The 22232-nt window shown below is 64.5% G+C and carries 19 protein-coding genes; 10 read left to right on the top strand and 9 right to left on the bottom strand.

All coding sequences use genetic code 11. The annotated features are described in order from the left end of the window. The first annotated feature begins 11 nt into the window (after positions 1–11). Genes lpxA through lpxB form a run of 3 tightly spaced genes read left to right on the top strand, consistent with a single transcriptional unit; the run spans position 12 to position 2923 of the window. The gene (lpxA, locus tag LB572_RS15975) at positions 12–848 is read left to right on the top strand and encodes an acyl-ACP--UDP-N-acetylglucosamine O-acyltransferase (RefSeq protein ID WP_224668366.1); all 837 of its coding nucleotides are present in this window, start codon (positions 12–14) and stop codon (positions 846–848) included. Then, a complete protein-coding gene (locus LB572_RS15980) occupies positions 835–1752 on the top strand; it encodes an LpxI family protein (protein WP_224668367.1) in 918 nt (305 codons plus the stop codon). The genes lpxA and LB572_RS15980 overlap by 14 nt, the downstream gene beginning before the upstream one ends. Beyond that, entirely contained in the window at positions 1742–2923 is a 1182-nt protein-coding gene (gene lpxB / locus LB572_RS15985; protein WP_224668368.1) for a lipid-A-disaccharide synthase, read from the top strand. Before LB572_RS15980 ends, lpxB begins: the two co-directional genes overlap by 11 nt. Positions 2924–2997: 74 nt before the next feature. On the opposite strand, the gene gltA is transcribed toward lpxB, so the two are convergent. Then, positions 2998–4326, bottom strand: coding sequence for a citrate synthase (gene gltA / locus LB572_RS15990; RefSeq protein WP_140802401.1), 1329 nt, complete (start codon positions 4324–4326; stop codon positions 2998–3000). Positions 4327–4506: 180 nt separating this feature from the next. Further along, complete coding sequence (gene gltX / locus LB572_RS15995) at positions 4507–5931, bottom strand: glutamate--tRNA ligase (protein ID WP_224668369.1); 1425 nt, start codon at positions 5929–5931, stop codon at positions 4507–4509. Positions 5932–6034: 103 nt separating this feature from the next. Between gltX and LB572_RS16000 the strand changes: the two genes are divergently transcribed. Further along, positions 6035–8491 carry a ComEC/Rec2 family competence protein gene (locus tag LB572_RS16000; RefSeq protein WP_224668370.1) on the top strand — a complete coding sequence of 819 codons (2457 nt, stop codon included), beginning with the start codon at positions 6035–6037 and terminating at the stop codon, positions 8489–8491. Between the two features lie 41 nt (positions 8492–8532). On the opposite strand, the gene lexA is transcribed toward LB572_RS16000, so the two are convergent. The 6 genes from lexA to LB572_RS16030 all read right to left on the bottom strand — a co-directional run bounded on the left by lexA (position 8533) and on the right by LB572_RS16030 (position 14797). Next, complete coding sequence (gene lexA / locus LB572_RS16005) at positions 8533–9273, bottom strand: transcriptional repressor LexA (protein WP_140802398.1); 741 nt, start codon at positions 9271–9273, stop codon at positions 8533–8535. Positions 9274–9390: 117 nt separating this feature from the next. Next, positions 9391–10596 (bottom strand): gephyrin-like molybdotransferase Glp, encoded by a 1206-nt coding sequence (gene glp, locus LB572_RS16010; protein ID WP_224668371.1) that lies wholly within the window; start codon positions 10594–10596, stop codon positions 9391–9393. Further along, the gene (moaC, locus tag LB572_RS16015) at positions 10596–11075 is read right to left on the bottom strand and encodes a cyclic pyranopterin monophosphate synthase MoaC (RefSeq protein WP_224668372.1); all 480 of its coding nucleotides are present in this window, start codon (positions 11073–11075) and stop codon (positions 10596–10598) included. Before moaC ends, glp begins: the two co-directional genes overlap by 1 nt. Positions 11076–11077: 2 nt before the next feature. Next, positions 11078–11890 carry an indole-3-glycerol phosphate synthase TrpC gene (gene trpC / locus LB572_RS16020; protein WP_224668373.1) on the bottom strand — a complete coding sequence of 271 codons (813 nt, stop codon included), beginning with the start codon at positions 11888–11890 and terminating at the stop codon, positions 11078–11080. 4 nt (positions 11891–11894) lie between these two features. After that, positions 11895–12905: an anthranilate phosphoribosyltransferase gene (trpD, locus tag LB572_RS16025; protein ID WP_224668374.1), complete on the bottom strand. Its 1011-nt coding sequence runs from the start codon at positions 12903–12905 to the stop codon at positions 11895–11897. After that, on the bottom strand, positions 12902–14797 hold the full coding sequence (locus tag LB572_RS16030; RefSeq protein ID WP_224668375.1) for a peptidyl-prolyl cis-trans isomerase: 1896 nt from the start codon (positions 14795–14797) through the stop codon (positions 12902–12904). Before LB572_RS16030 ends, trpD begins: the two co-directional genes overlap by 4 nt. Before the next feature lie 143 nt (positions 14798–14940). Here LB572_RS16030 and tpiA point away from each other — a divergent pair, with 143 nt between their 5' ends. From tpiA to LB572_RS16055, 5 genes are all read left to right on the top strand, one after another. Further along, on the top strand, positions 14941–15708 hold the full coding sequence (gene tpiA / locus LB572_RS16035) for a triose-phosphate isomerase (protein ID WP_224668376.1): 768 nt from the start codon (positions 14941–14943) through the stop codon (positions 15706–15708). 161 nt (positions 15709–15869) lie between these two features. Continuing rightward, positions 15870–16382 carry a preprotein translocase subunit SecG gene (gene secG, locus LB572_RS16040; protein WP_224668377.1) on the top strand — a complete coding sequence of 171 codons (513 nt, stop codon included), beginning with the start codon at positions 15870–15872 and terminating at the stop codon, positions 16380–16382. Positions 16383–16595: 213 nt separating this feature from the next. Then, the gene (locus LB572_RS16045) at positions 16596–17732 is read left to right on the top strand and encodes a L,D-transpeptidase (RefSeq protein WP_224668378.1); all 1137 of its coding nucleotides are present in this window, start codon (positions 16596–16598) and stop codon (positions 17730–17732) included. A 150-nt stretch (positions 17733–17882) separates the two neighbouring features. Next, positions 17883–19520, top strand: a complete 1638-nt coding sequence (locus LB572_RS16050; RefSeq protein WP_318014039.1) for a CTP synthase — start codon at positions 17883–17885, stop codon at positions 19518–19520. Then, a complete protein-coding gene (locus LB572_RS16055; protein ID WP_224668380.1) occupies positions 19520–20065 on the top strand; it encodes a DUF1697 domain-containing protein in 546 nt (181 codons plus the stop codon). Before LB572_RS16050 ends, LB572_RS16055 begins: the two co-directional genes overlap by 1 nt. Positions 20066–20123: 58 nt before the next feature. On the opposite strand, the gene LB572_RS16060 is transcribed toward LB572_RS16055, so the two are convergent. Next, on the bottom strand, positions 20124–21581 hold the full coding sequence (locus tag LB572_RS16060) for an NCS1 family nucleobase:cation symporter-1 (RefSeq protein ID WP_224668381.1): 1458 nt from the start codon (positions 21579–21581) through the stop codon (positions 20124–20126). 295 nt (positions 21582–21876) lie between these two features. Here LB572_RS16060 and LB572_RS16065 point away from each other — a divergent pair, with 295 nt between their 5' ends. Beyond that, entirely contained in the window at positions 21877–22179 is a 303-nt protein-coding gene (locus LB572_RS16065) for a DUF982 domain-containing protein (protein ID WP_073986813.1), read from the top strand. Positions 22180–22232 lie beyond the last annotated feature (53 nt).

Raw genomic sequence — 22232 nt, forward strand, 5'->3', positions numbered from 1 at the left:
TCGAAATGCTCATGAAAGTCCAGACATCCATCCATCCTTCCTCGGTCGTCGAAGAAGGAGCCCGGCTCGGCGAAGGCGTCCGCATCGGACCCTTCTGCCATATCAGCGCCGATGCAATCATCGGCGATCGTGTCGAGCTGGTCAGCCATGTGTCGGTGATGGGCGCCACCACCATCGGGGCCGGGACGAAGGTCTATCCGATGGCGACGCTCGGCGCGCCGCCGCAGAATACCAAGCACAAGGGCGGGCGCACCACCCTGGTCATCGGAGCGAATTGCACCATCCGTGAAGGCGTGACCATGCATGTCGGCACCGATACCAGCCGTGGCGAGACGACTGTCGGCGACAACGGCAATTTCCTCGCCTATGCCCACATCGCCCATGATTGCATCGTCGGCAAGAATGCCACCTTCGCCAATGGCGCGACGCTCGGCGGCCACTGCGAAATCGGCGACAACGTCTATATCGGCGGCCTGAGCGCCGTGCATCAGTTCGTGCGCGTCGGGGACAACGCCTTTCTTGGCGGGTGCTCGGCGTTTGTCGGTGATGTCATTCCCTATGCCATTGCCGTCGGCAACCGGGCCAGCCTGCGCGGCTTGAACATCATCGGGCTCAAGCGCTCCGGCCTGCCGCGTTCCGAAATCTATCTGCTGCGCAAAGCTTACAGGGCGATTTTTGATCGTTCCCGCACCGTCGGCGAGAATGTTGAGCTAGCCAAGGCCGAATTCGCCGGGTCGCCAACGGCCATGAAGATCATCGATTTCATCACCAGTCGCGGCAAGCGGCACTTTGCCGTCCCGTCGCTCAAGGGCGGCGACGACGATGACAGTGGCGATGACGAGGGCTGAGCCCGCGACGCCGAGGCTTTCACTCGCGCCGGGCTCGAAGGTCGGCATTATCGCCGGTGGCGGCAGGCTGCCCGTCGAAGTCGCCGACGGCCTGGTCAAGCACGGTTTCGTCCCTTTCGTCATCATCGCCGCCGGTGAGGTCGATCGCGAGGCGGACTTTGCGGCCTACGATCAGCAAAAACTCGCGCTGGAAGACATCGGGCTGCTGTTTCCGTTGCTGAAGCGCCAGGGTATCACGCACCTTGTCCTGGCCGGCGAGATCAAGCGCAGGCCTCGGCTGAGCAAGATAAGGCCGACACTTGGCCTGCTGGCGATAATTCCCTTAGTGGTCAGAGCCTTGCGGCGCGGAGACGATGGCCTGCTGAAGATGCTGACCCAAGCCCTCGAAGCGCGAGGCGTCAAGGTCGTCGGCGCCCATGAAGTCGTTCCGGAACTGACAGCTGGTTCAGGCACATTGACGGCGACCGGGCCAAACCAATCCGACTGGCGCGACATCGAGGCCGCCCGTATGGCGGCCAAGACCATCGGCGCGCTCGATATCGGCCAAGCAGCGATTGCGATCGGAGGTCGAGCCGTCGCCCTCGAAGGCATTGAAGGCACCGCCGGCCTGCTCGACAGAATGCGCGAATTGCGCGGCCACGGCAGGCTGGCCGGCAAGGCGCGCGGCGTGCTGGTCAAATGCGCCAAGCCGGGTCAGGAATTGCGGGCCGACCTGCCCACCATCGGCCCGCAGACGATCGAAGCCGCGCATGCGGCAGGCCTTGCCGGCGTAGCCGTCGAGGCTGGCCGTTCGCTTATTCTCGAAGGCCCGACCACGCTTGCTCGCGCGAACGCGCTTGGCCTGTTCATCGTCGGTCTGCCGGCAACTGAGCTGACCAATGGAGAGCCCGCCAATGGTCGCTGACAAGCCGCTCAAGATCGCGATCGTCGCCGGCGAGGAATCCGGCGATCTGCTCGGCGCCGATATCGTGCGGGCGCTCGAGCGCGCGACCGGCCGCAAGGTGCAACTCGTCGGCATTGGCGGCCGGCATTTGCAGCAGTTGGGGCTGACCCCGCTCTTCGATGGCAGCGAGATCGCGCTGATGGGCTTCAGCGCGGTGCTGCGCGACCTGCCACGGCTGATGCGCCGGATCAGCCAGACGGCGGCGACGATCGCGGCCGAGCGGCCCGATTGCCTGGTCACCATCGACAGCCCGGACTTCTCGCTGCGCGTCGCGAAGAAGGTCCGCGCAACGGCGCCGGCCATCCCGATCGTCCACTATGTCTGCCCGAGCGTATGGGCCTGGCGGCCGGGCAGGGCGGTGGCGATGAAGCCCTATGTCGACCATATCCTCTGCATCCTGCCGTTCGAGGTGAAGGCGCTCGCTCGTCTCGGCGGACCGCCGGGCACCTATGTCGGCCATCGGCTGACGCAGGATCCGGGCGTGCTCGGCGCCGCCAAGGCGCAGAGCCAGCCGCGCGACCTCACTGGCGACCGCGTCAAGACGGTGCTAGTGCTGCCCGGCTCGCGCCGCGGCGAAGTCCGCCGGCTGATGGAGCCCTTCGGCAAGGCGATGTCGGTGCTGCGCCAACGCGGCCATAGCCTGCGTCTGCTGCTGCCGACGGTGCCGCATGTCGCCAAGTTGGTGAAGGCCTCTGTCGCTAGCTGGGACGACAAGCCGGAAATCATCACCGAGCCGGAGCGCAAATGGCAGGCCTTCGGCAAGGCCGATGCGGCGTTGATCGCTTCTGGAACGGTTTCATTGGAACTGGCGCTCGCGGGCGTTCCGATGGTGTCCTGCTACAAGCTCGATCCGATCGCGCGCCAGATATTGCAGCATATGGTGACGACGTGGTCGGCGCTGCTGCCCAACCTCATTTCCGACCGCGCGCTGGTCCCGGAATTCTACGACCAGTATGTCCGGCCGGAGAACCTCGCCCGGCAGTTGGAAGCCCTGTTTGCCGACACCGGCATGCGCGCCTGGCAAAAGGCGGGCTTTGCCGAGATCGCCCGACGCATGGCGACCGAACGGCCCTCGGGCGAGATCGCCGCGGAAGTGGTGATGGGGTGTATCAAGAAAGCGAATAGGGAGTAGCGAATAGCGAATAGGGCTGTGTCGGTTTGCCCTTCTTCCCCTATTTGCTACTCGCTATTTCGCTATTCGCTCAATTACCGCTTCGCAATCGGCACGTAGTCGCGTTCCGTGGCGCCGGTGTAAAGCTGACGTGGGCGGCCGATCTTCTGGTGCGGATCCTCGATCATTTCCTTCCACTGCGCGATCCAGCCGACGGTGCGCGCGACCGCGAACAGAACGGTGAACATGGTGGTGGGGAAGCCCAGCGCCTTCAGCGTGATGCCGGAGTAGAAATCGACATTCGGGTAGAGCTTCTTTTCGATGAAATACTCGTCGGTCAGCGCGATCTTTTCCAGCTCCATGGCGATGTCGAGCAGCGGATCGTCCTTGATGCCGAGCTCGCCTAGCACCTCATGCGCGGTCTTCTGCATGATCTTGGCGCGCGGATCGTAGTTCTTGTAGACGCGGTGGCCGAAGCCCATCAGGCGGAACGGGTCGTTCTTGTCCTTGGCCCGGGCAATGAACTCGGGGATGTGGTCGACATGGCCTATCTCGCCCAGCATGTTCAGCGCCGCTTCGTTGGCGCCGCCATGCGCCGGACCCCACAGGCAGGCGATGCCGGCGGCGATGCAGGCGAACGGATTGGCGCCGGAAGAGCCGGCCAGGCGAACCGTCGAGGTCGAGGCGTTCTGCTCATGGTCGGCGTGCAGGATGAAGATGCGGTCCATGGCGCGCGCCAGCACCGGGTTGATCTTGTACTCCTCGCACGGCACGGCAAAGCACATGTGCAGGAAGTTGGCCGCGAAGCCGAGATCGTTCTTCGGGTAAATAAACGGCTGGCCGATATGGTACTTATACGCCATCGCCGCGATCGTCGGCATCTTGGCGATCAGGCGCATCGAGGCGACCATGCGCTGGTACGGGTCCGAGATGTCGGTCGAGTCATGGTAGAAGGCCGACAGCGCGCCGACCACGCCGCACATGACGGCCATCGGATGCGCGTCGCGACGGAAGCCGGTGAAGAAGCGCGACATCTGCTCATGCACCATGGTGTGGCGCGTCACGCGATAGTCGAAGTCGTCCTTCTGGGCCTTGGTCGGCAACTCGCCGTAGAGCAGCAAATAGCAGACTTCGAGGAAGTCGCCATGCTCGGCAAGTTGGTCGATCGGGAAACCACGATGCAGCAGGATGCCCGCATCGCCGTCGATGAAGGTGATCCCAGACTCGCAGCTTGCGGTGGAGGTGAAGCCCGGATCGTAGGTGAAGGCGCCGGTCGTGCTGTAGAGCGAACCGATGTCGATGACGTCAGGCCCGACCGTGCCGCTTCGCACCTTCAATTCGTGCGTCTTGCCGGCGAGTTCGAGCCTGGCGGTCGACTCGCGCGCCTTGCTGCCCGGTTCCAGTTTTGTCGCAGCTTCGCTCATTCTCAACTCCTTTTGTATCCTCAGGCCGGCAAGGCAATTCCTGCAAACGACACGTCGAAGTCACCGGAATGCGCGAACTCGCCACCGCATTTTAGGAGGTGCGTGCCAGATTGGGCCAAGGCCTAATGTTGCACTGCGAAACACACCTTTCAATGCCAATCTTCTTGGGCCAGTTCGCTCCTAATCGATTTGATCTGCTATGCGCGCCAGGCTTTCCTGACGGCCCAGCACGGCAAGCACGTCGAACACGCCGGGCGAAGTGCTGCGGCCGGTCAGCGCGGCCCTGAGCGGTTGCGCTACGGCGCCGAGCTTGTGCCCGCCGGCCTGCGCGAATTCGCGGATCGAAGCCTCCGCCGAAGCGGCGTTCCACTCGCCCTGGACAGAAGACAATGCGCCATGCGCGCCGCGCAAAATCGCGCGCGCATCCGCGTTGAGCAAGCCCGCCGCCTTCTCGTCCAGCGGCAATGGCCGCTCGGCGAACAGGAAGGCCGCGCCGTCGACCAGTTCCACAAGGGTCTTGGCCCGCTCCTTGAGGCCAGGCATGGCGGCGAGCAGCAGCGCCTTGCGCCTGTCGTCGAGCTTTGCCGCAAGTGCGGGGCCGCCTTCGAGATAGGGCAAAGTGGCGACGAAGATGTCGAACAGCGCCTGGTCGTCCATCTTGCGCATATGGACGCCGTTCAGCGCCTCGAGCTTGGCGAAATCGAAGCGGGCCGCGCCCTTGTTGACATCGCCGATGTCGAACCAGGCGACCATGTCCTTGATCGACATCACCTCGTCGTCGCCATGGCTCCAGCCGAGCCGCGCCAGATAGTTGAGCAGGGCTTCCGGCAGGTAGCCCATGGCGCGATAGGCCTCGACGCCGAGCGCGCCATGCCGCTTCGACAGCTTGGCGCCATCGGCGCCGTGGATCAGCGGGATGTGCGACATCGACGGCACGTTCCAGCCCATGGCGTTATAGATCACCGTCTGGCGCGCGGCGTTGGTCAGGTGGTCGTCGCCGCGGATGATGTGGGTGACGCCCATGTCGTGGTCGTCGACGACGACAGCATGCATGTAGGTCGGGACGCCGTCAGAACGCAGGATGATGAAGTCGTCGAGATCCTTGTTCGGGAAGCGCACCTCGCCCTGCACGCGATCGTTGACGATCGTCACGCCCTCGGACGGCGCCTTGATGCGGATCGCGCCCTTGACGCCTGACGGCGCCTCGGACGGAGCGCGGTCGCGCCAGTGGCCGTTGTAGCGCGGCGGCAGGCCCTTGGCGCGCGCGGCCTCGCGCATCGCCTCGAGCTCGGCCGGCGTCTCATAGGCGTAGTAGGCCTTGCCCATGCGCACGAGCTCCTCGGCCACCTCGCGATGGCGCGGCGCGCGCTCGAACTGCGAAACGGCGTCGCCGTCCCAGGAGAGGCCGAGCCAGGTCAGTCCGTCGAGAATGGCAGCCGTGGCAGCCTCGGTGGAGCGCTCGCGATCGGTATCCTCGATACGCAGCAGCATCGTGCCGTCGGTGTGCTTGGCATAAAGCCAGTTGAACAGCGCCGTGCGCGCGCCACCGATATGCAAATAGCCTGTCGGCGAGGGGGCAAAACGGGTGACGACCTTGTCGGACATGGAACTCTCGAAGAAGCACTGAAAAAATGCATGTTTCGCGCGGACTTCCACGCGGTCGGCGTTCATGTAGCATAGGCGGTCTGGGGCGCAAGGGGCAGACCCGATGGCTGGACGTGGCCGGGGCGCGGAGAAGGGCGAGGGAACGACGGCGGGCGTCAGCGAGCGCCTGATGTTTGTCCATGCCTCGCCCGCAGAGGCCGCGCCGGTTTCGCTTCCGGAATTCCGTCCACCAACCGAGCTTCTGCCGTCCAGCGACGATGCGCTACAGCCAGCCTCGCCGGCAGGCACCGTCAGCCGGATCCGCAAGCAGCTTGGCCGCGTTTCGCTTCCTGCACTGCGCCGGAGCATTGCCGTCGCCGCCACGACCGAGCTCGATCGCGGTATCGGCTTCCTGCTGGTGCCGGTCTTCCTTGCGGCCGGCGTCATCTATTACTTCTCGCTAGGCAGTGAGCCCGATCTCTACAGGCCAATTGCGGCGGTGGCCCTGATGGCCATCTGCGCGGCGGTCTCGCGTTCCTGGCAGAAAACGCACCTTGTCTTCATGGCGAGCCTTTTCTGTGCGCTCGGCTTTCTCGGCGCCAAGGTGGAGACCTGGCGGATGGCGACGCCGATGCTGGGCTCCGAAATCCAGACGCGGCTGACCGGCCGCCTCGTCACCGCCGAGGCGATGGCCAACGGCCGCGTCCGGCTGACCATCGACTTGATTTCCACGCAGCATCCGAAGCTGCGCTACGCGCCGGACCGCGTCAGGCTGTCGGCGCGCAGGATCCCACCCGGCATGACCGCCGGCTCGATGCTGACGGGCTATGCCAAGCTGTTGCCGCCGACCGGCCCGGTTCGGCCGGACAGCTACGACTATTCCTTCGACAGCTACTTTGCCGGCATTGGCGCCAGCGGCTTTTTCCTGGGCGATCCGAAGCTGATTGGGCCAGTGGAGGCACCTTTTGGCGCGCGCGTCACATCGGCCATCGAAAACGCGCGCGAAGGCATTGCCGACCATATCAGGAGCGCCATCGGCGGGTCCGAAGGCGAGATCGCCGCGGCGCTGATCGTCGGCGTGCGCGCCGGCATTCCGGAAGCGATCAACGAGTCGATGCGGCGGACCGGCATCTACCACATCATTTCTATCTCGGGCCTGCACATGGCGCTGGTCGCCGGCACGATAATGGTGCTTTTGCGCGGCGCCTTCGCGCTGTTTCCGGATTTCTCGTCGCGCCGGCCGGTGAAGAAATATGCCGCTGGAATAGCGTTGCTCTCGATCGCCGCCTATCTCGTGATCTCCGGCATCGTCGTGGCGGCCGAGCGAAGCTTCATCATGCTGGCTGTCATGCTCGCCGCCGTGCTCTTCGACCGCGCGGCGCTGACCATGCGCAACTTGGCGATCTCGGCCATCGCCGTCATCCTTGTCTCGCCGCACGAGGTGGTCGGCCCGAGCTTCCAGATGTCGTTTGCTGCCACCGCCGCCCTGGTCGGCGCCTTTGCCGGCTTTGCCGATTATCGCGCCGGCAAAACGACAACGCCGCCGGCAAAGCGATCGTTCCTCGGGTACCTGTCGCGAAAACTGGCGCTCGGGGTGGGTGGCGCCGCCGTAACCTCGCTCATCGCGGGCAGCGCTACATTGCTGTTTGCTATCTGGCATTTCCAGCGCGTGTCGCCGCTCAGCCTGTTTGCCAATCTGGCGGTGATGCCGATCGTCTCGCTGATCGTCATGCCGTTCGCCGTGTTGAGCGCGCTGGCGATGCCCTTCGGCTTCGACGGTCCGTTCCTTTATGTGATGGGCAAGGGCCTGACGGCGATGATCGCCATTTCGGCGTGGATCTCCGAGCGCTCACCGGTCGATGCCGTCGGGCTGATCTCGATCCAGTCGGTGCTGCTGGCGACGATCGCGCTGGTCATCGCGACCATGGCCACCACCTGGCTTAGGTTGGCAGCCGTGCCCTTCGCTCTCGCCGCGCTGCTGGCCATTCCGCATGTGAGCACGCCGGATGTGCTCATCTCCGAGGACGCGCATCTGGTGGCAATGCCGATCGGCGGCGGCGAGCTCGCCGTCAATCGCGAACGCTCCAACGAATTCACCACCGACAACTGGAAACGGGCGCTGAAAGCCGAGGAAATCGTGCCGCCCGAAACGTTCGCCAAAGATGCGTTGGACATCGCCGATCCGGTCGACCTGCCGCCCGGCTCGCCCTTCTACTGTACGGACGACCTCTGCATCGGCCGGCATCCGTCCGGCGCCATCGTCGCGCTCGCCGAGAACCGCGGCAGCGCGCGGCCGGCCTGCGGCTTCGCCGACCTCATCGTCATCAACGACGCCACCGCCTACAACCCCTGCCACGATCCGCGCGTGCTTGTCGTCACCAAGCGGCAGCTGGCGCGCGACGGCAGCGCCGCCGTCTTCTTCGATCCGCAATCGGCAACCGCGCGGCCAACCGCTCGCTATGCGGTCGAAGAACCATATCGACCCTGGCACGAGCAACGGAAATACACGCGCGAGGCGAGGGGGCTGCCGCCCTATCAACGGCCGGACAAGCCGGCTGCAGCGCCGCAGCCGACAGAATAGATGTCGGGCAATTCCGGACGAAGACCGCCGCCCAGCCTTGCTCAGTAGCGGCGGATAAGTCCGACGAGCTTACCCTGAACCTTGACCCGGTCCGGTCCGAAGATCCGGGTTTCATAGGCCGGGTTGGCGGCCTCGAGCGCGATCGAGGCACCCTTGCGGCGGAAGCGCTTCAAGGTCGCTTCCTGGTCGTCGACCAGCGCCACCACGATCTCGCCCGGGCTCGCCGTATTGGCGTTGCGGATGATGACGGTATCGCCGTCGAAGATGCCAGCCTCGATCATCGAGTCGCCCTTGACCTCCAGCGCATAGTGCTCGCCGCCCATGATCATGTCCGGCGGCACGGTGATCGAATGCGTCTGGTGCTGGATGGCGTCGATCGGCACACCGGCGGCGATGCGTCCCATCACCGGGATGGATACGGCCGAAACGGCATCGTCGTCATTGCTTGGCGTCGGGGCTCGCGACGGCGCCACCGGCCTGATCTGACGACTGACATTGTTCTGACCCAGGCTGCCCTGGATGACGCTTGGCGAAAACTTCTTCGCCGCATTGAGGCCGGGGGCGATCGAGTCGGGCAGGCGCAACACTTCCAGCGCACGCGCCCGGTTAGGCAGCCGGCGAATGAAGCCGCGCTCTTCCAGCGCCGTGATCAGCCGGTGGATGCCGGACTTGGATGCAAGGTCGAGCGCTTCCTTCATCTCGTCGAAGGATGGGGGAATCCCGCTCTCCTTCAGGCGTTCATGGATGAACATCAGGAGTTCATGTTGTTTGCGCGTCAGCATCGGCGGCCCCCACGGGTTCTGAAACCAGAATCAGAAAAACAAACCCAGAACAAACACTATCTGTTCCAGTTGTGTTCCGCAACCGTTTAAAGTTTAGTGAATTTGTTGACGTTTTGTTCAGCGTAACATCAGAACGCTGCATTCGGCGCCTGTCTCGGCGGCCGGCGCGAAGGGCTCACGCAGGATCAGGCCGTTGGCGTCGGCGAGCATCCGCAGCATCGAGGAGTCCTGGATGCCGAAAGGTGTTGCGATCAGGGCGCCGGCTTCTTCGCGCACGACGGCGCGCACATAGTCCTGCCTGACATCGTTGGCCTGCATGGCGGCGCCCAACCGGGCGGCTCGCACGTCCTGCCTGTGATCGCGGCCGCCGAGCCGGGCAAGCAGCGGTTTCAGGAAGAGTTGCGAGCAGACGATACTGGCCACCGGGTTGCCGGGCAGGCCGATGCATCGGACATTGCCAAGCCGGCCAAACATCAGCGGTTTGCCGGGGCGCATGGCGATCTTCCAGAAGTCGAGCGTCATGCCTTCGCCGATGAGCACGTCATGGATCAGGTCGTGGTCGCCGACCGACGCGCCGCCGAGCGTGACGATGACGTCTGCGTTCGCCTCGACCGCTTTCCTGACCAGCGCCGCGATCGCCTCCTTGCGGTCGGCGGCGATGCCCAGATCGAGCGCGCGCGCGCCGACGGACTGGGCGGCGGCGGCAACGCCATAGGCGTTGGAGGAAATGATCTGGTCGGGGCCGAGCGCGCTCCCCGGCGGCAGCAATTCGTCGCCGGTGGCGATGATGGCAACCAGCGGCCGGCGTACGACGCTCAAGGCAGGGTGGTTGGCCGACGCCGCGAGCGAAAGCGCTGCCGCATCGAGTTCGCGACCTTTGTTGAGCAGCACATCGCCCTGGCCGAAGTCGAGCCCGGCGCGGCGGATATTGCGTGCTTCCGCGGTCGGCTCGGTCACCTCGATCTTGCGGTTGCCAAGGTCGCGGACGTTTTCCTGGATGACGATGGTATCGGCGCCTTCGGGCACCGGCGCGCCGGTGAAGATGCGCACGGCCTGGCCTTTCCCGACGGATCCGGAAAAGCCCCGCCCGGCAGGCGCCATGCCGATGACCTCGAGCTGTGCCGGCACTGAAGCAACATCGGCGGAACGCGCGGCATAGCCATCCATCGCGGAGGCATTGAAGGGCGGCTGCGTGCGCAGCGCCACAACCGGTTGCGCCAGGACCCGCCCGGCCGCTTCCGCCAGCGGAATGCTTTCGCCCGGCAATGGCGTGGCGCCGTCGAGCAGGCGTTGGAGCGCTTCGGCGACCGGAACCAATGCCATCAGGCATCCACCTTGTAGTCACCGGACTTGCCGCCGGTCTTCTCGACCAGACGGATACCGGAGATCACCATGCCGCGGTCCGCCGCCTTGGCCATGTCGTAGATGGTGAGGCAGGCGACCGAGGCAGCGGTCAGCGCCTCCATCTCCACGCCGGTCTTGCCGGTGACGCGAGCGAGCGCGGTGACCCTGAGGCCGGGCAGCGAACGGTCCGGCTCGATCTCGACGGCAACTTTTGTCAGAAGCAGCGGATGGCAGAGCGGGATCAGCTCGTGCGTCTTCTTCGCGGCCATGATGCCGGCGATACGGGCCGTGCCCAGCACATCGCCTTTCTTGGCATCGCCGGCGAGAATCATCTCCAGCGTTTCAGACCGCATCGAGACGAAACCTTCGGCGATCGCCGTGCGCGTCGTCTCGGCCTTGCCGCCGACATCGACCATATTGGCTTCGCCCTTGGCGCCAAGATGGGTGAGGGCAGGCATCCTCAAACGGCCTCGGCCGGCGCCTTGCCCGTCAGCAGAAGCTCGGTCGCCGCGGCCACGTCCGCCTGCCGCATCAGGCTCTCGCCGACGAGGAAAGTGCCAATCCTGCTCTTTTCCAGCCGGCGGCAGTCCTGATGCGTGAAGATGCCGCTTTCGCTGACCAGCAGCCGGTCCGCCGGCACCATGTCCGCCAGTCGCTCCGAAACATCGAGGCTGGTCACGAAGGTCCGCAGATCGCGGTTGTTGATGCCGATCACGCGCGATGACAGGCCAAGCGCGCGTTGCATTTCCTTTTCGTCATGCACCTCGACAAGGGCGTCCATGCCGAGCTCGAAAGCGATCGCCTCAAGCTCCTTGGCCAGCGCGTCGTCGACGCTCGCCATGATGATCAGGATTGCGTCGGCGCCCCAGGCGCGTGCTTCGTATACCTGGTAGGGATCGAACAGAAAATCCTTGCGCAGGGCCGGCAGGCGCACGGCCGCACGCGCCGCCGTCAGGAATTCCGGAGCGCCCTGGAAGGACGGCGCGTCGGTCAGCACCGAAAGACAGGCCGCGCCACCTTTCTGATAGGCCTTGGCCAGCGCCGGCGGATCGAAATCGGCGCGGATCAGGCCCTTGGAGGGGCTGGCCTTCTTGATCTCGGCGATCAGCGCGAAGCCGCCAGCCCGGCGCTTGGCTTCGAGCGCCGCGAGGAAACCGCGCGGTGGCTCGGCGTCCACAGCCTGCGCCTTGATCTCGGCCAGCGGCACGCGGAGCTTCGCCGCGGCGATCTCTTCGCGCTTGTAGGCTTCGATCTTGCGCAGGATGTCCGACAAGGCCTTATCCGTTCGAAATCTCGACGAGCTTGTCCAGCACGCCAAGCGCGCGGCCGCTGTCGATCGCTTGCGCCGCCGCGGCGATACCATCGGCCAATGTCGTCGCCTTGCCGGCCACGACCAGTCCGGCGCCAGCATTCATCAGCACCGTGTCGCGATAGGCGCCGGCGGTTCCGCCCAGCATATCGCGCAGTTCCTTGGCGTTGTAGGCGGCGTCGCCGCCGCGCAGTTCTTCCTTGGTGTGCCGCTTCAGTCCGACGGCTTCCGGCGTCAAGGTGAAGCCGCGGATCTCGCCGCCGGCAAGCTCCGCCACCTGGGTCTCGCCCGTCGTGGTGATCTCGTCATAGCCGTCGCCGTGGACGACCCAGGCGTGATCGGCGCCCAGCGCCTTCAGCGTCTCGGCCACCGGCATTATCCACTCCGGCAGGAAAACGCCGACCATCTGGCGGCTGACGCCGGCGGGGTTCGACAGCGGCCCGAGCAGGTTGAAGATGGTGCGCGTGCCGAGCTCGACGCGGGTTGGCCCGACATGCTTCATCGCCGGATGATGCGCCGGCGCGAACATGAAGCCGACGCCGGCCTCGTGGATGCAGCGGCCGATCATTTCGGGCGAGATATCGATCTTGACGCCAAGCGCCGTCAGCACGTCGGCCGAGCCGGTCAGCGAGGACAGGCCGCGATTGCCATGCTTGGCGACCGGCACCCCGGCGGCTGCGATGACGAAGGCCGAAGCGGTCGAGATGTTGACCGAATGCGAATTGTCGCCGCCGGTGCCGACGATGTCGATGGCGTCGTGCGGCGCCTCGACGCGCAGCATCTTGGCGCGCATCGTGGCGACCGCGCCGGATATCTCGCCCACCGTCTCGCCGCGCACGCGCAGCGCCATCAGGAAGCCGCCGATCTGGCCGGGCGTCGCGTCGCCCGACATGATGATGTCGAACGCCTCGCGCGCTTCCTCGAAGGAAAGCGCGGTGCCGGTGGCGACCTTGGCTATGTGTGTCTTCAGAGCGCTCATCGTGTCTGTGCTTGCGAAACGGCGTTCGGATCGATGCGAACGTCATATTGCGACTGCAACTGCGCCACCAGCTGGTCGAGCAGGTCGTCGGACATGCCGGCGCCGAAGGACTTCTGGGCTTCGTCCGGCACCGCGCTGCCATCGGCGCCTGCCGGCTCGAAGACCTCGGCGACCTTGAACAGGATCTGACCGTCGCCGGTGGGCGAGGGGATCAAGCCAGTGCCGCCTTCGCCGACGCCGAACATGGCTGCGGCACCCTCCTTGCCGAAATCGGCATCGTCGGCTTCGCGCTTCAAGCCGCGCTTGGTCTGTTTGTCGAGCTTGAGCTCGCCGGCGATGACGTCGAGCGTGGTGCCGGCCTTGAGGCGCTTCTCCAGTTCCTGAGCCTTCGCGTCGAGCCGCTTGTCGGTCTCGGCCTCCGTCCAGTCGGCCGCGACCTTCTTGCGGACTTCGTCCAATGTACGGTCGCGCGCCGGCGTGATCGACTGCACCTCGTAGAAAACGAAACCGTTGTCGGCAGTGGTCAGGCCTTCGTTCTCCGTATTGGGCTCGGCCGCGAACACCGATTTGATCAGCTCGGCCGATTCCGGCAGGTCGTTGACGATCGTGCCGTCCGGCCGCTGGCCGGTACGGTCGATGGCATCGATGGTGACGACCTTGAGCTTCAGCTTGTCGGCGGCCTGGGCAAGCGAGGCGCCCGAGGCGCGGGTGTCCTCATAGCTGTCGTGAACGTCGAGCAGGATGCGGCTTGCTTCGCCGAGCGCCAGGTCCTTACGGATCTGGGCGGACACTTCCGAAAGCGGCTTCACCACCTGCGGCTTGATCTCGGTGACGCGCAACAGCACGGGACCGAAGGCGCCCTGGACGACCTGGCTCACCTCGTTGGCATTGAGCGAGAAGGCCGCGTCGGCGACAGCCTTGTCGGCGACCTTGTCCTTGGCCAGCGTGCCGAGCAGCGTGTCGGCCTGCGTCTTGCCCTCGGCGGTGATGAGCTTGTCGAAAGTGGCGCCAGCCTTCAGCGAATCCAAAGCGGCCTTGGCCGCATCCGGCGTCTTGAACACCAGCTGCTCGATGGTGCGCATCTCGGGCGTCGTGTAGCGCGCGACATTCTTTTTATAGTCATCGCTGACCTGCTGGTCCGTCACCGCGGATGGATCCGAGATGTCCTGCGGCTCCAACCGGGCATAAGAGAACTTGCGGTATTCCGGAGCGGCATAGTTCTTCTTGTTGGCGTCGAAATAGGCGTTGAGGGCGCTGTCGGACGGCGCCTCGATCGGCTGCACCAGCGTCTTCGGCAGCACGAGGTAGTCGATCGTGCGATCCTCGCCGCGATAGAGCGAGACCGCCTTGAGGAAGGTCTGCGGCACTTTCATGCCGTCGGAGATCGCTTCGATGATTTGCTGGCGCACGGCCACCTGCGAGCGGTTCTTGAGGTAATCCTCGGGCCGCATGTTGAGCTGGCGAAGCAGGTATTCGAAGGTCCGGCGATCGAATTGGCCGCCGGGGCCCTTGAAGGCCGGATCCTCGCGCGTCAGTTCGGCCAGCCGATCCTTGGAAAGGCCGAGACCGAGCTTGCGCGCCTGCTCGTCCAGCACAGCGCCCGAAACGAGCTGCGCCAGCACCTGGTTGTCGACACCGAGAAGCTTGGCCTGCTCCTGGGTGACGCGCTGGCCATATTGCTGCGACAGAAGGCTGAGCTGGCGATCATAGGCGAGGCGGTATTCGTTGATCGAAACCTCCGTGCCGCCGGCGGTGATCACCGCATGGTGGCCACCCAGCACACCACCCACCATACGGGTGGTGATGCCCCAGGCGGCGAAACTTAGCACCAGCAAGGACAGCAACGCCTTCGCGACCCAGGTGCCCGCCGCGCTTCTCAATATACCAAGCATGCATACTTCCGATTTTTGCGCATTTTCGCATGCGCCGAGTCTGAAACAAGCGCAATAGCGCCCTTCCGGCCCACTGTCGATTGCTTTGTGACCTGATTTTGGTAGTGAGGGCGCTGCTTAATGTCGCTCGGAGAACGCGCCCTATGACCCCTGGAATCCGCCCGCTTGTCGCCGGCAACTGGAAAATGAACGGCACCAGCGCCTCCCTCAACGAGCTGCGGTCGATCGGCAACGGCTTCATGAGCGGCCTGGACGCGGAGACCGAGGCGGTGGTGTGCGTGCCGGCGACCTTGCTTCAGCGCGCCGCCGAGATCCTATCGCGCACACCGGTTCGGGCCGGTGGAGAAGACTGCCATCCCAAGGAGAGCGGCGCCTTTACCGGCGAGATTTCGGCCGAGATGCTCAAGGATGCCGGCGCAAGCCACGTCATCGTCGGCCATTCCGAGCGCCGCGAACTGTTCGGCGACAATGATGCGACGGTCCATGCCAAGGCCTCGGCGGCCTGGCGGGCAGGGTTGGTGGCCATCATCTGCATCGGCGAGACGCGCACCGAGCGTGAGGCGGGCGCCACGCTCGATGTCCTGTCGCGCCAGCTCGAAGGGTCGGTTCCGACCAGCGCCACCGCGGCGAACACCATCATCGCCTACGAGCCGGTCTGGGCCATCGGCACCGGCCTGACGCCGACCGCGGCCGACGTCGCCGAGGCGCATGCGCATATCCGCGGCAAGCTGACCGGGCTGCTCGGCGATGCCGCGGCGAGGATGCGCATTCTTTACGGCGGCTCGGTCAAGCCTTCCAATGCGGTGGAACTGCTCGGCGTCGCGAATGTCGACGGCGCGCTGGTCGGCGGCGCCAGCCTCAAGGCGGCCGACTTCCTGGCCATTGCGGAAGCTTACATGAACATCTCCTAGAGAGCGTCTCCCAGGCTCGCGCGGCCTAAATCGTTGTAATGGCCGCATTGCTTCCCATATTCCCGGCCACGGGCTTGGAAATGCCGCCAAAGCATTGTAAGGAGCCGCCTCCAAATCATCGGTCGTATGCGCGGTCGCGCAGGGCCTCGCCAGGATAAATTATGGAAACCGTACTGATCGTCGTCCACCTCATGGTCGTGCTCGCCCTTGTCGGCGTGGTGCTGCTGCAGCGCTCCGAAGGCGGCGGCCTGGGCATCGGCGGCGGTTCCGGTTTCATGACGGCGCGGGGTGCCGCCAACGCGCTGACCCGCGCCACCGCGATCCTGGCGGCGGCCTTCTTCGTGACGTCGCTGGCGCTGTCGATCATTGCCCGCTACGGCGAGAAGCCGATCGACATTCTTGATCGTCCGGCGACGTCGAGCCAGGGTAACGGCGTGCTCAACCAGCTGCCGGGCTCCAACGGACCGGTGGGTACCTCCAAGCCCGCGGCCCCGGCCGGCGGCTCTGCTCCCGCGGCTCCGGCTGGCGGTGCGGCGACCACCACGCCGCTTGCCAACGGCACCACCGCGCCGGCTTCGGCCACAGCGCCTGCTCCGGCGCCCGCGAATCCGACCACCGCGCCGGCGACCAACGGCGTCACCTTGCCGGTCACCCCGCAGGTTCCGAACCAATAGCCGGACAAGCACCGGGCCGCGATCTGTTGTTCTTTGAACACAGTCGCGGCAAATGCGCGCCCGATCACGAAGATTCAACCGGGCGTGGCGCCTGCCTCAGCTTGAGGCGATGACGGCTAATCGATTATAGATTGCGCGCGGCACTTTCGGCGTCCTTGGGGGGCGCCGGGCGACGCCGTGGGCAACTTGCATTTGAACGATCGGATCTTCGCCATGCAGCTTCGCAGCTTCATCATTTTGGGAGTCTGTGCCGTCCTCGGCATGGGTTCCGCGGCCCTTGCCGGACCGGCAAACATGGTCTCCTCCCCGTCGGTAGAGAAAACCGACGCCATTCCCGTTGCCGCCGCCAAGAGCGACGCATCGCAGCTGAGGCTTCTCAAGAAGAAGAAAAACCCGACCTCGGACGATCTCGCGCAGATCAGCAAGATCGAGGCCAGGATCGCGGCCGACAAGGAAGCCGCCAAACAGAAGGCGCTCGATGCTCGCAAGATGGCGATGCGCGAGGCGGCCAAGGCCAAGGCGGACGCCGCGCGCCAGGAATGGCTCGCCAAGAAGGCCGGCGGCGCGGCCGCTCCGGCTGAAGTCGCCGACGCCAAGCCTGCCAAGAAGACCACCAAGATCATCGCGCCGCTGGAGCCGGTCGCGCCGATCGTCCCGGTCAAGGCCGAGGAGCCTATCCCGGCTGAGGCCATGAACATCGCCGCCACAGGCAACGACGGTGAACTGCGCAGTGAGCAGCCCGGCCAGAAACAGGCGAGCAGCGCCGGTCTGTTCGACGGCCTCTTCGGCGGCAGCGCCCAGACGTCTTCGATCAACTATCTGCCTGAGACCCGCGCGCTCGATTCGGCGCTGGCCAAGAAGGACGCCAAGCGGCCCTTCAAGGTGAAGCCGGAATTCGTGCCGCAGGACGTTGCGTTCTCGGGTTATGAGCCTGGCACGATCGTCATCGATACCAGTGCCCGTCGCCTTTATCTCGTCGAGAGCTTTTCGACGGCGCGGCGCTATGCCATCGCGGTTGGTCGCGAAGGCCTGCAGTTCAAGGGCACGGTGGCTGTCGGCGACAAGCAGGAATGGCCGCGCTGGATCCCAACGCTCGACATGCAGAAGCGCGAGCCGAAGCACTACGGCCAGTACAAGGACGGCATGAACGGCGGTGGCCAGAACCCGCTCGGCGCGCGTGCCATCTACCTCTACGACGGCAAGAAGGACACGCATCTGCGCATCCATGGCACTATCGCGCCGCAGTCGATCGGCACCAGCGCCTCCAACGGCTGCTTCCGCATGATCAACGAGCACGTCATGGACCTCTACAGCCGCGTCAGGATCGGCACCAAGGTTGTTATTATCTAAGGCTTTCCATCAAACTGCCGAAAGGGCCGGCACTGCCGGCCCTTTTGTTTTGAATAGTGAAAACGCCGTTCACTGGCACCGGCGCCATTTTGGGAAAAAGCCTTCGCGGCGGTTTTTTCTCTGGCGGAATCAATCAGGCCGCGTTAAGCGATGACTCCCATGGCGCGATATGTATTCATCACTGGCGGCGTGGTTTCCTCACTCGGAAAAGGCATCGCCGCAGCAGCTCTTGGGGCTCTTCTGCAGGCGCGGGGCTATCGCGCGCGGATCAAAAAGCTCGATCCCTACCTCAATGTCGACCCTGGAACGATGTCGCCGTACCAGCATGGCGAAGTGTTCGTGACCGATGACGGTGCTGAGACCGATCTCGATCTCGGCCATTACGAGCGCTTCACCGGCCGCTCGGCCAACCAGCAGGACAACATCACCACCGGCCGCATCTACAAGAATATCATCGAGCGCGAGCGGCGCGGCGACTATCTCGGCGCGACCGTGCAGGTGATCCCGCACGTCACCGACGAGATCAAGCATTTCGTGCTGGACGGCAATGACGATTACGACTTCGTGCTGTGCGAGATCGGCGGCACGGTCGGCGACATCGAGGCGATGCCGTTCCTGGAAGCGATTCGTCAGCTCGGCAACGACCTGCCGCGCAACAACGCGGTTTATGTGCATCTGACGCTGATGCCCTACATCCCGACCGCCGGCGAACTGAAGACCAAGCCGACGCAGCATTCGGTCAAGGAATTGCGCGGCATCGGCATCGCGCCCGACATCCTCCTGGTGCGCGCGGACCGGCCGATCCCGAAGGAAGAGCGCCGCAAGCTGTCGCTGTTCTGCAACGTGCGCGAAAGCGCCGTGATCCAGGCGCTGGACGTGCCGCATATCTATGACGTGCCTTTGGCCTATCACCAGGAAGGCCTCGATTCGGAAGTGCTGGCGGCCTTCGGCATCGATCCGGCGCCGAAGCCGCGCATGGAGCCGTGGCAAAAGCTTTCCAGCAATATCCACAATCCGGAAGGCGAGGTGACCATTGCCATCGTCGGCAAGTACACCGGCCTCAAGGACGCCTACAAATCGCTGATCGAGGCGCTGTCGCATGGCGGCCTCGCCAACCGCGTCAAGGTCAAGCTCGACTGGATCGAAAGCGAGATCTTCGAGAAGGAAGATCCCGCACCCTGGCTGGAGAAGGTGCACGGCATCCTCGTTCCCGGCGGCTTCGGCGAGCGTGGTTCGGAAGGCAAGATCCTGGCGGCAAAGTTCGCCCGCGAGCGCAAGGTGCCTTACTTCGGCATCTGCTTCGGCATGCAGATGGCCTGCATCGAGGCGGCCCGCTCGTTGGCTGGCGTCGACCATGCCTCGTCGACGGAGTTCGGTCCGACCGACGAGCCCGTCGTCGGCCTGATGACCGAGTGGCTGAAGGGCAATATGCTGGAAAAGCGCAGGGCCACAGGCGATCTCGGCGGCACGATGCGGCTCGGCGCCTACCAGGCCGAACTCGCCAAGGGCTCGAAAATAGCGGATATCTACGGTGACATGCAGATTTCCGAGCGCCACCGGCACCGCTACGAAGTCAACATCGACTACAAGCAGCGGCTCGAGGATTGCGGCCTGGTGTTTGCCGGCATGTCGCCCGACGGCGTGCTGCCCGAGACGATCGAGTATCCCGACCATCCCTGGTTCATCGGCGTGCAATATCACCCCGAGCTGAAGAGCCGGCCGCTCGACCCGCATCCGCTGTTCGCAAGCTTTATTTCGGCGGCGGTGGATCAGTCGCGCCTGGTTTGATGCGGACCTATGTAGCGCTGCTCTACAGCATCATTCTGGGCGAGGGGCGGCGCGTGGTCATGGCCGACCTCAAGGCGATGGCCGAGGGACTGGGCCTGAAGAACGTCCGCACGCTGGTGGCCACCGGCAATCTGGTGTTCGAGGCTCGAGCGGGCGAGATCTCAAAGCTCGAACAGCGGCTGGAAAAAGCCTTCGAAAAGACCTTCGGCCGCCATGTCGACATCATCGTGCGCGGCGCCGAGGATTGGCTGCGGCTTTCTGCCGGCAATCCGTTCCCGGCTGAATCCGCTGACACGGGCGACCAAGTGGCTGTACGTGTGATGCGCGAGAAGGTGCCTGCGGATGCCGTTGAAGCACTCCGGGCCCATGCCGCCGACGATGAGAAGGTGCTTTTGGTCGACGGCGACATCTGGCTCGTCTTCTCACGCGAGCGGCCGAGCTCGCGGCTGGTTGCCGCCGCCAATCACAAGCGCTTCGGTGTCGGCACGTCGCGCAACTGGAACACGGTGCGGCGGCTGGCGGAGATGGTAGGCAGTAGGCAGTAGGCAGTAGGCAGTAGATGGCATTCTCTATTGCCTAGTCTCTACTGCCCGCTCCCTTACTTCAGGCCTTCGCCATCTTGGCACCCGCGCCGAGCGCCATTGTGCGCAGGACGTAGTAGACGGCGCCCGCGATCGCCACGCCGAAGAACCAGCCGTAGACGCCCCACCAGGACGGCAGCCAGTTGGTGAAGTTGGGCAGGATCGAGGAGAAGATGGCGCCGATGCCGGCGGCGATGAAGGCGTTGACATGCCATCCGCTCTGGAAACGGAACTCGCCGTCCTCGCGATAGAGCGCCTCGACGTCGACCTCGCTTTTGCGGATCAGGTAGTAGTCGACCATCATCACGCCGAAGATCGGCCCCATCGTCGCGCCGATGATGTTTACGAAGGAAGCGGCACTGCCTTCCCACGGCGCGAAGGGATAGAGCACCAGGGCGATCACCGCCGCGATGTAGCCGCCCTTCTTGAAGTCGATCTGGCGCGGGAAGACGTTGGAGAAGTCGAACGCCGGCGAGACGAAATTCGCCACTACGTTGATGCCCAGCGTCGCCACCGCGAAGGTCAACGCGGCGAGAGCGGCCAGGAACCAGCTGTCGAACTTGGCCGAGATCTGGTCGGGGTGGAGCAGCACCTCGTGGTAGACGTCATAAGCGGCAATCGTGGTGACGCCGGCCACGAGCGAGAACAGGATGAGGTTGACCGGCAGGCCCCAGATGTTGCCCTTGCGAAGCGCCGCGGCGTCAGGCGCGTAGCGGGCGAAGTCGCAGAAGTTGAGATAGAGCGCCGAAAAATAGGTCACCCAGATCGCCGCCACCGCGAAGAGCGCGGTCCAGGAGCCGGGCTCGCCCGGAACGCCGGCGTCCTTGGTCTTGTCCAGCAGCACGTCCATCGGGATGTCGCTGGTGAAGGCGAAAGTGCCTGACTTGACGCAAAGATAGATGGCCAGGATCAGCATCATGATCCACACGGCCGGGCCGGCCCAGTCCTGGAACCGTCTCACCGTTTCCATGCCCTTCTGGATAATCAGCAACTGCAGCGCCCAGATGATGATGAAGCAGATCACCTCCAGAGTGGAATGGCCGAGCATATGCGAGCTCTTGTTGAACTCGTCGAACCATTGCAGGCGCGTCAGCAGGGCCACGATCGCGCCGGACGCGGCGGCGGTCTGCGCGCCGTACCAGAAGCAGGCGACGACGGCGCGCACCAGGGCCGGGACATTGGCGCCCCAGATGCCGAAGGAGGCGCGGGCAAGCACGGGGTAGGGCACGCCGGTCTTCACGCCGGCATAGCCGACCATGTTCATCAGCGCGTAGATGATTAGCGAGCCGATGCCGATGGCGATGACGAAATTGACGAAGCCACCGCAGAACAGAAACAGGCTTGCCGCCAGGTAGTAGCCCCAGAGGCTGTGGACGTCCGAGGTCCAGACGTTGAAGATCGAAAACGGTCCCCAGTTCCTGACCGTTGCGGGAGCCAGATCCTCGTTATAGAGGTCGGGCGAGGCGCCTTGAATGGTCATTGCAAGTGTTCCCCTTGTTGCAAAACGCGCCCTCTCGCGTTTGACCGGGGAGGTTAAGCCTGACCCTGGGGAACCGGCAAGCAACCCATTTGCCGGCTTTCGCCTTAAAGATATTCAATGAGAATCGCCGTTATCCGGCGGATCCGGGCCGGATCGAGCTGAGTCGCCAAGCGTTTTTCGCGCAGGCCGCCGGTTCCGAACTTTTTCCGTCGGCAACCAAATTTGTTTGGAACCCATCCGCGAGACGTGCGTTTAATGAAGTTCGGCTGCGTTGCGGTCGACCGGGAGGATAATCATGGATCGCTTGCATTTCTTTACCCCAGTGCGAATTGCGCGTGGGCAGGGATACCCTGTGGAGGAAGTCGATAGCGTCTCCGAGGCGATGGTGTTCCTGCGGAAGTGGCCAACGGGAAGACGCGGCCCGGTTTATCAATGCGCCCTGAATTGCTGCGCGGCGGCAGTGTCGGGCAAGATGTCGGCCGAGGAAGCCCGCAAAGCCTTTGTCGGCTTCGCCCGCATCACCCGGCTGCTCGACGACGACATGGCGCTGCCGCTGGGCGGCGCGTCGATGGACAATGTCTACGCCTTGAGGCGGTAGCATTTCCGGCGGCTTCTGACGCTGGGTGTTGACGAGGCGTGGGGGGGGGGGGG

The organism is Mesorhizobium sp. BH1-1-5 (assembly GCF_020165615.1).
Classification (GTDB): domain Bacteria; phylum Pseudomonadota; class Alphaproteobacteria; order Rhizobiales; family Rhizobiaceae; genus Mesorhizobium.

Coding starts and splice junctions, on each gene's coding strand:
- tpiA (WP_224668376.1), top strand. CDS start 14,941: ATGACCCCTGGAATCCGCCCGCTTGTCGCCGGCAACTGGAAAATGAAC.
- lpxB (WP_224668368.1), top strand. CDS start 1,742: ATGGTCGCTGACAAGCCGCTCAAGATCGCGATCGTCGCCGGCGAGGAA.
- LB572_RS16055 (WP_224668380.1), top strand. CDS start 19,520: ATGCGGACCTATGTAGCGCTGCTCTACAGCATCATTCTGGGCGAGGGG.
- LB572_RS16045 (WP_224668378.1), top strand. CDS start 16,596: ATGCAGCTTCGCAGCTTCATCATTTTGGGAGTCTGTGCCGTCCTCGGC.
- LB572_RS16030 (WP_224668375.1), bottom strand. CDS start 14,797: ATGCTTGGTATATTGAGAAGCGCGGCGGGCACCTGGGTCGCGAAGGCG.
- LB572_RS16065 (WP_073986813.1), top strand. CDS start 21,877: ATGGATCGCTTGCATTTCTTTACCCCAGTGCGAATTGCGCGTGGGCAG.
- gltX (WP_224668369.1), bottom strand. CDS start 5,931: ATGTCCGACAAGGTCGTCACCCGTTTTGCCCCCTCGCCGACAGGCTAT.
- gltA (WP_140802401.1), bottom strand. CDS start 4,326: ATGAGCGAAGCTGCGACAAAACTGGAACCGGGCAGCAAGGCGCGCGAG.
- moaC (WP_224668372.1), bottom strand. CDS start 11,075: ATGCCTGCCCTCACCCATCTTGGCGCCAAGGGCGAAGCCAATATGGTC.
- trpD (WP_224668374.1), bottom strand. CDS start 12,905: ATGAGCGCTCTGAAGACACACATAGCCAAGGTCGCCACCGGCACCGCG.
- glp (WP_224668371.1), bottom strand. CDS start 10,596: ATGGCATTGGTTCCGGTCGCCGAAGCGCTCCAACGCCTGCTCGACGGC.
- lpxA (WP_224668366.1), top strand. CDS start 12: ATGAAAGTCCAGACATCCATCCATCCTTCCTCGGTCGTCGAAGAAGGA.
- LB572_RS16050 (WP_318014039.1), top strand. CDS start 17,883: ATGACTCCCATGGCGCGATATGTATTCATCACTGGCGGCGTGGTTTCC.
- lexA (WP_140802398.1), bottom strand. CDS start 9,273: ATGCTGACGCGCAAACAACATGAACTCCTGATGTTCATCCATGAACGC.
- LB572_RS15980 (WP_224668367.1), top strand. CDS start 835: ATGACGAGGGCTGAGCCCGCGACGCCGAGGCTTTCACTCGCGCCGGGC.
- secG (WP_224668377.1), top strand. CDS start 15,870: ATGGAAACCGTACTGATCGTCGTCCACCTCATGGTCGTGCTCGCCCTT.
- LB572_RS16000 (WP_224668370.1), top strand. CDS start 6,035: ATGGCTGGACGTGGCCGGGGCGCGGAGAAGGGCGAGGGAACGACGGCG.
- LB572_RS16060 (WP_224668381.1), bottom strand. CDS start 21,581: ATGACCATTCAAGGCGCCTCGCCCGACCTCTATAACGAGGATCTGGCT.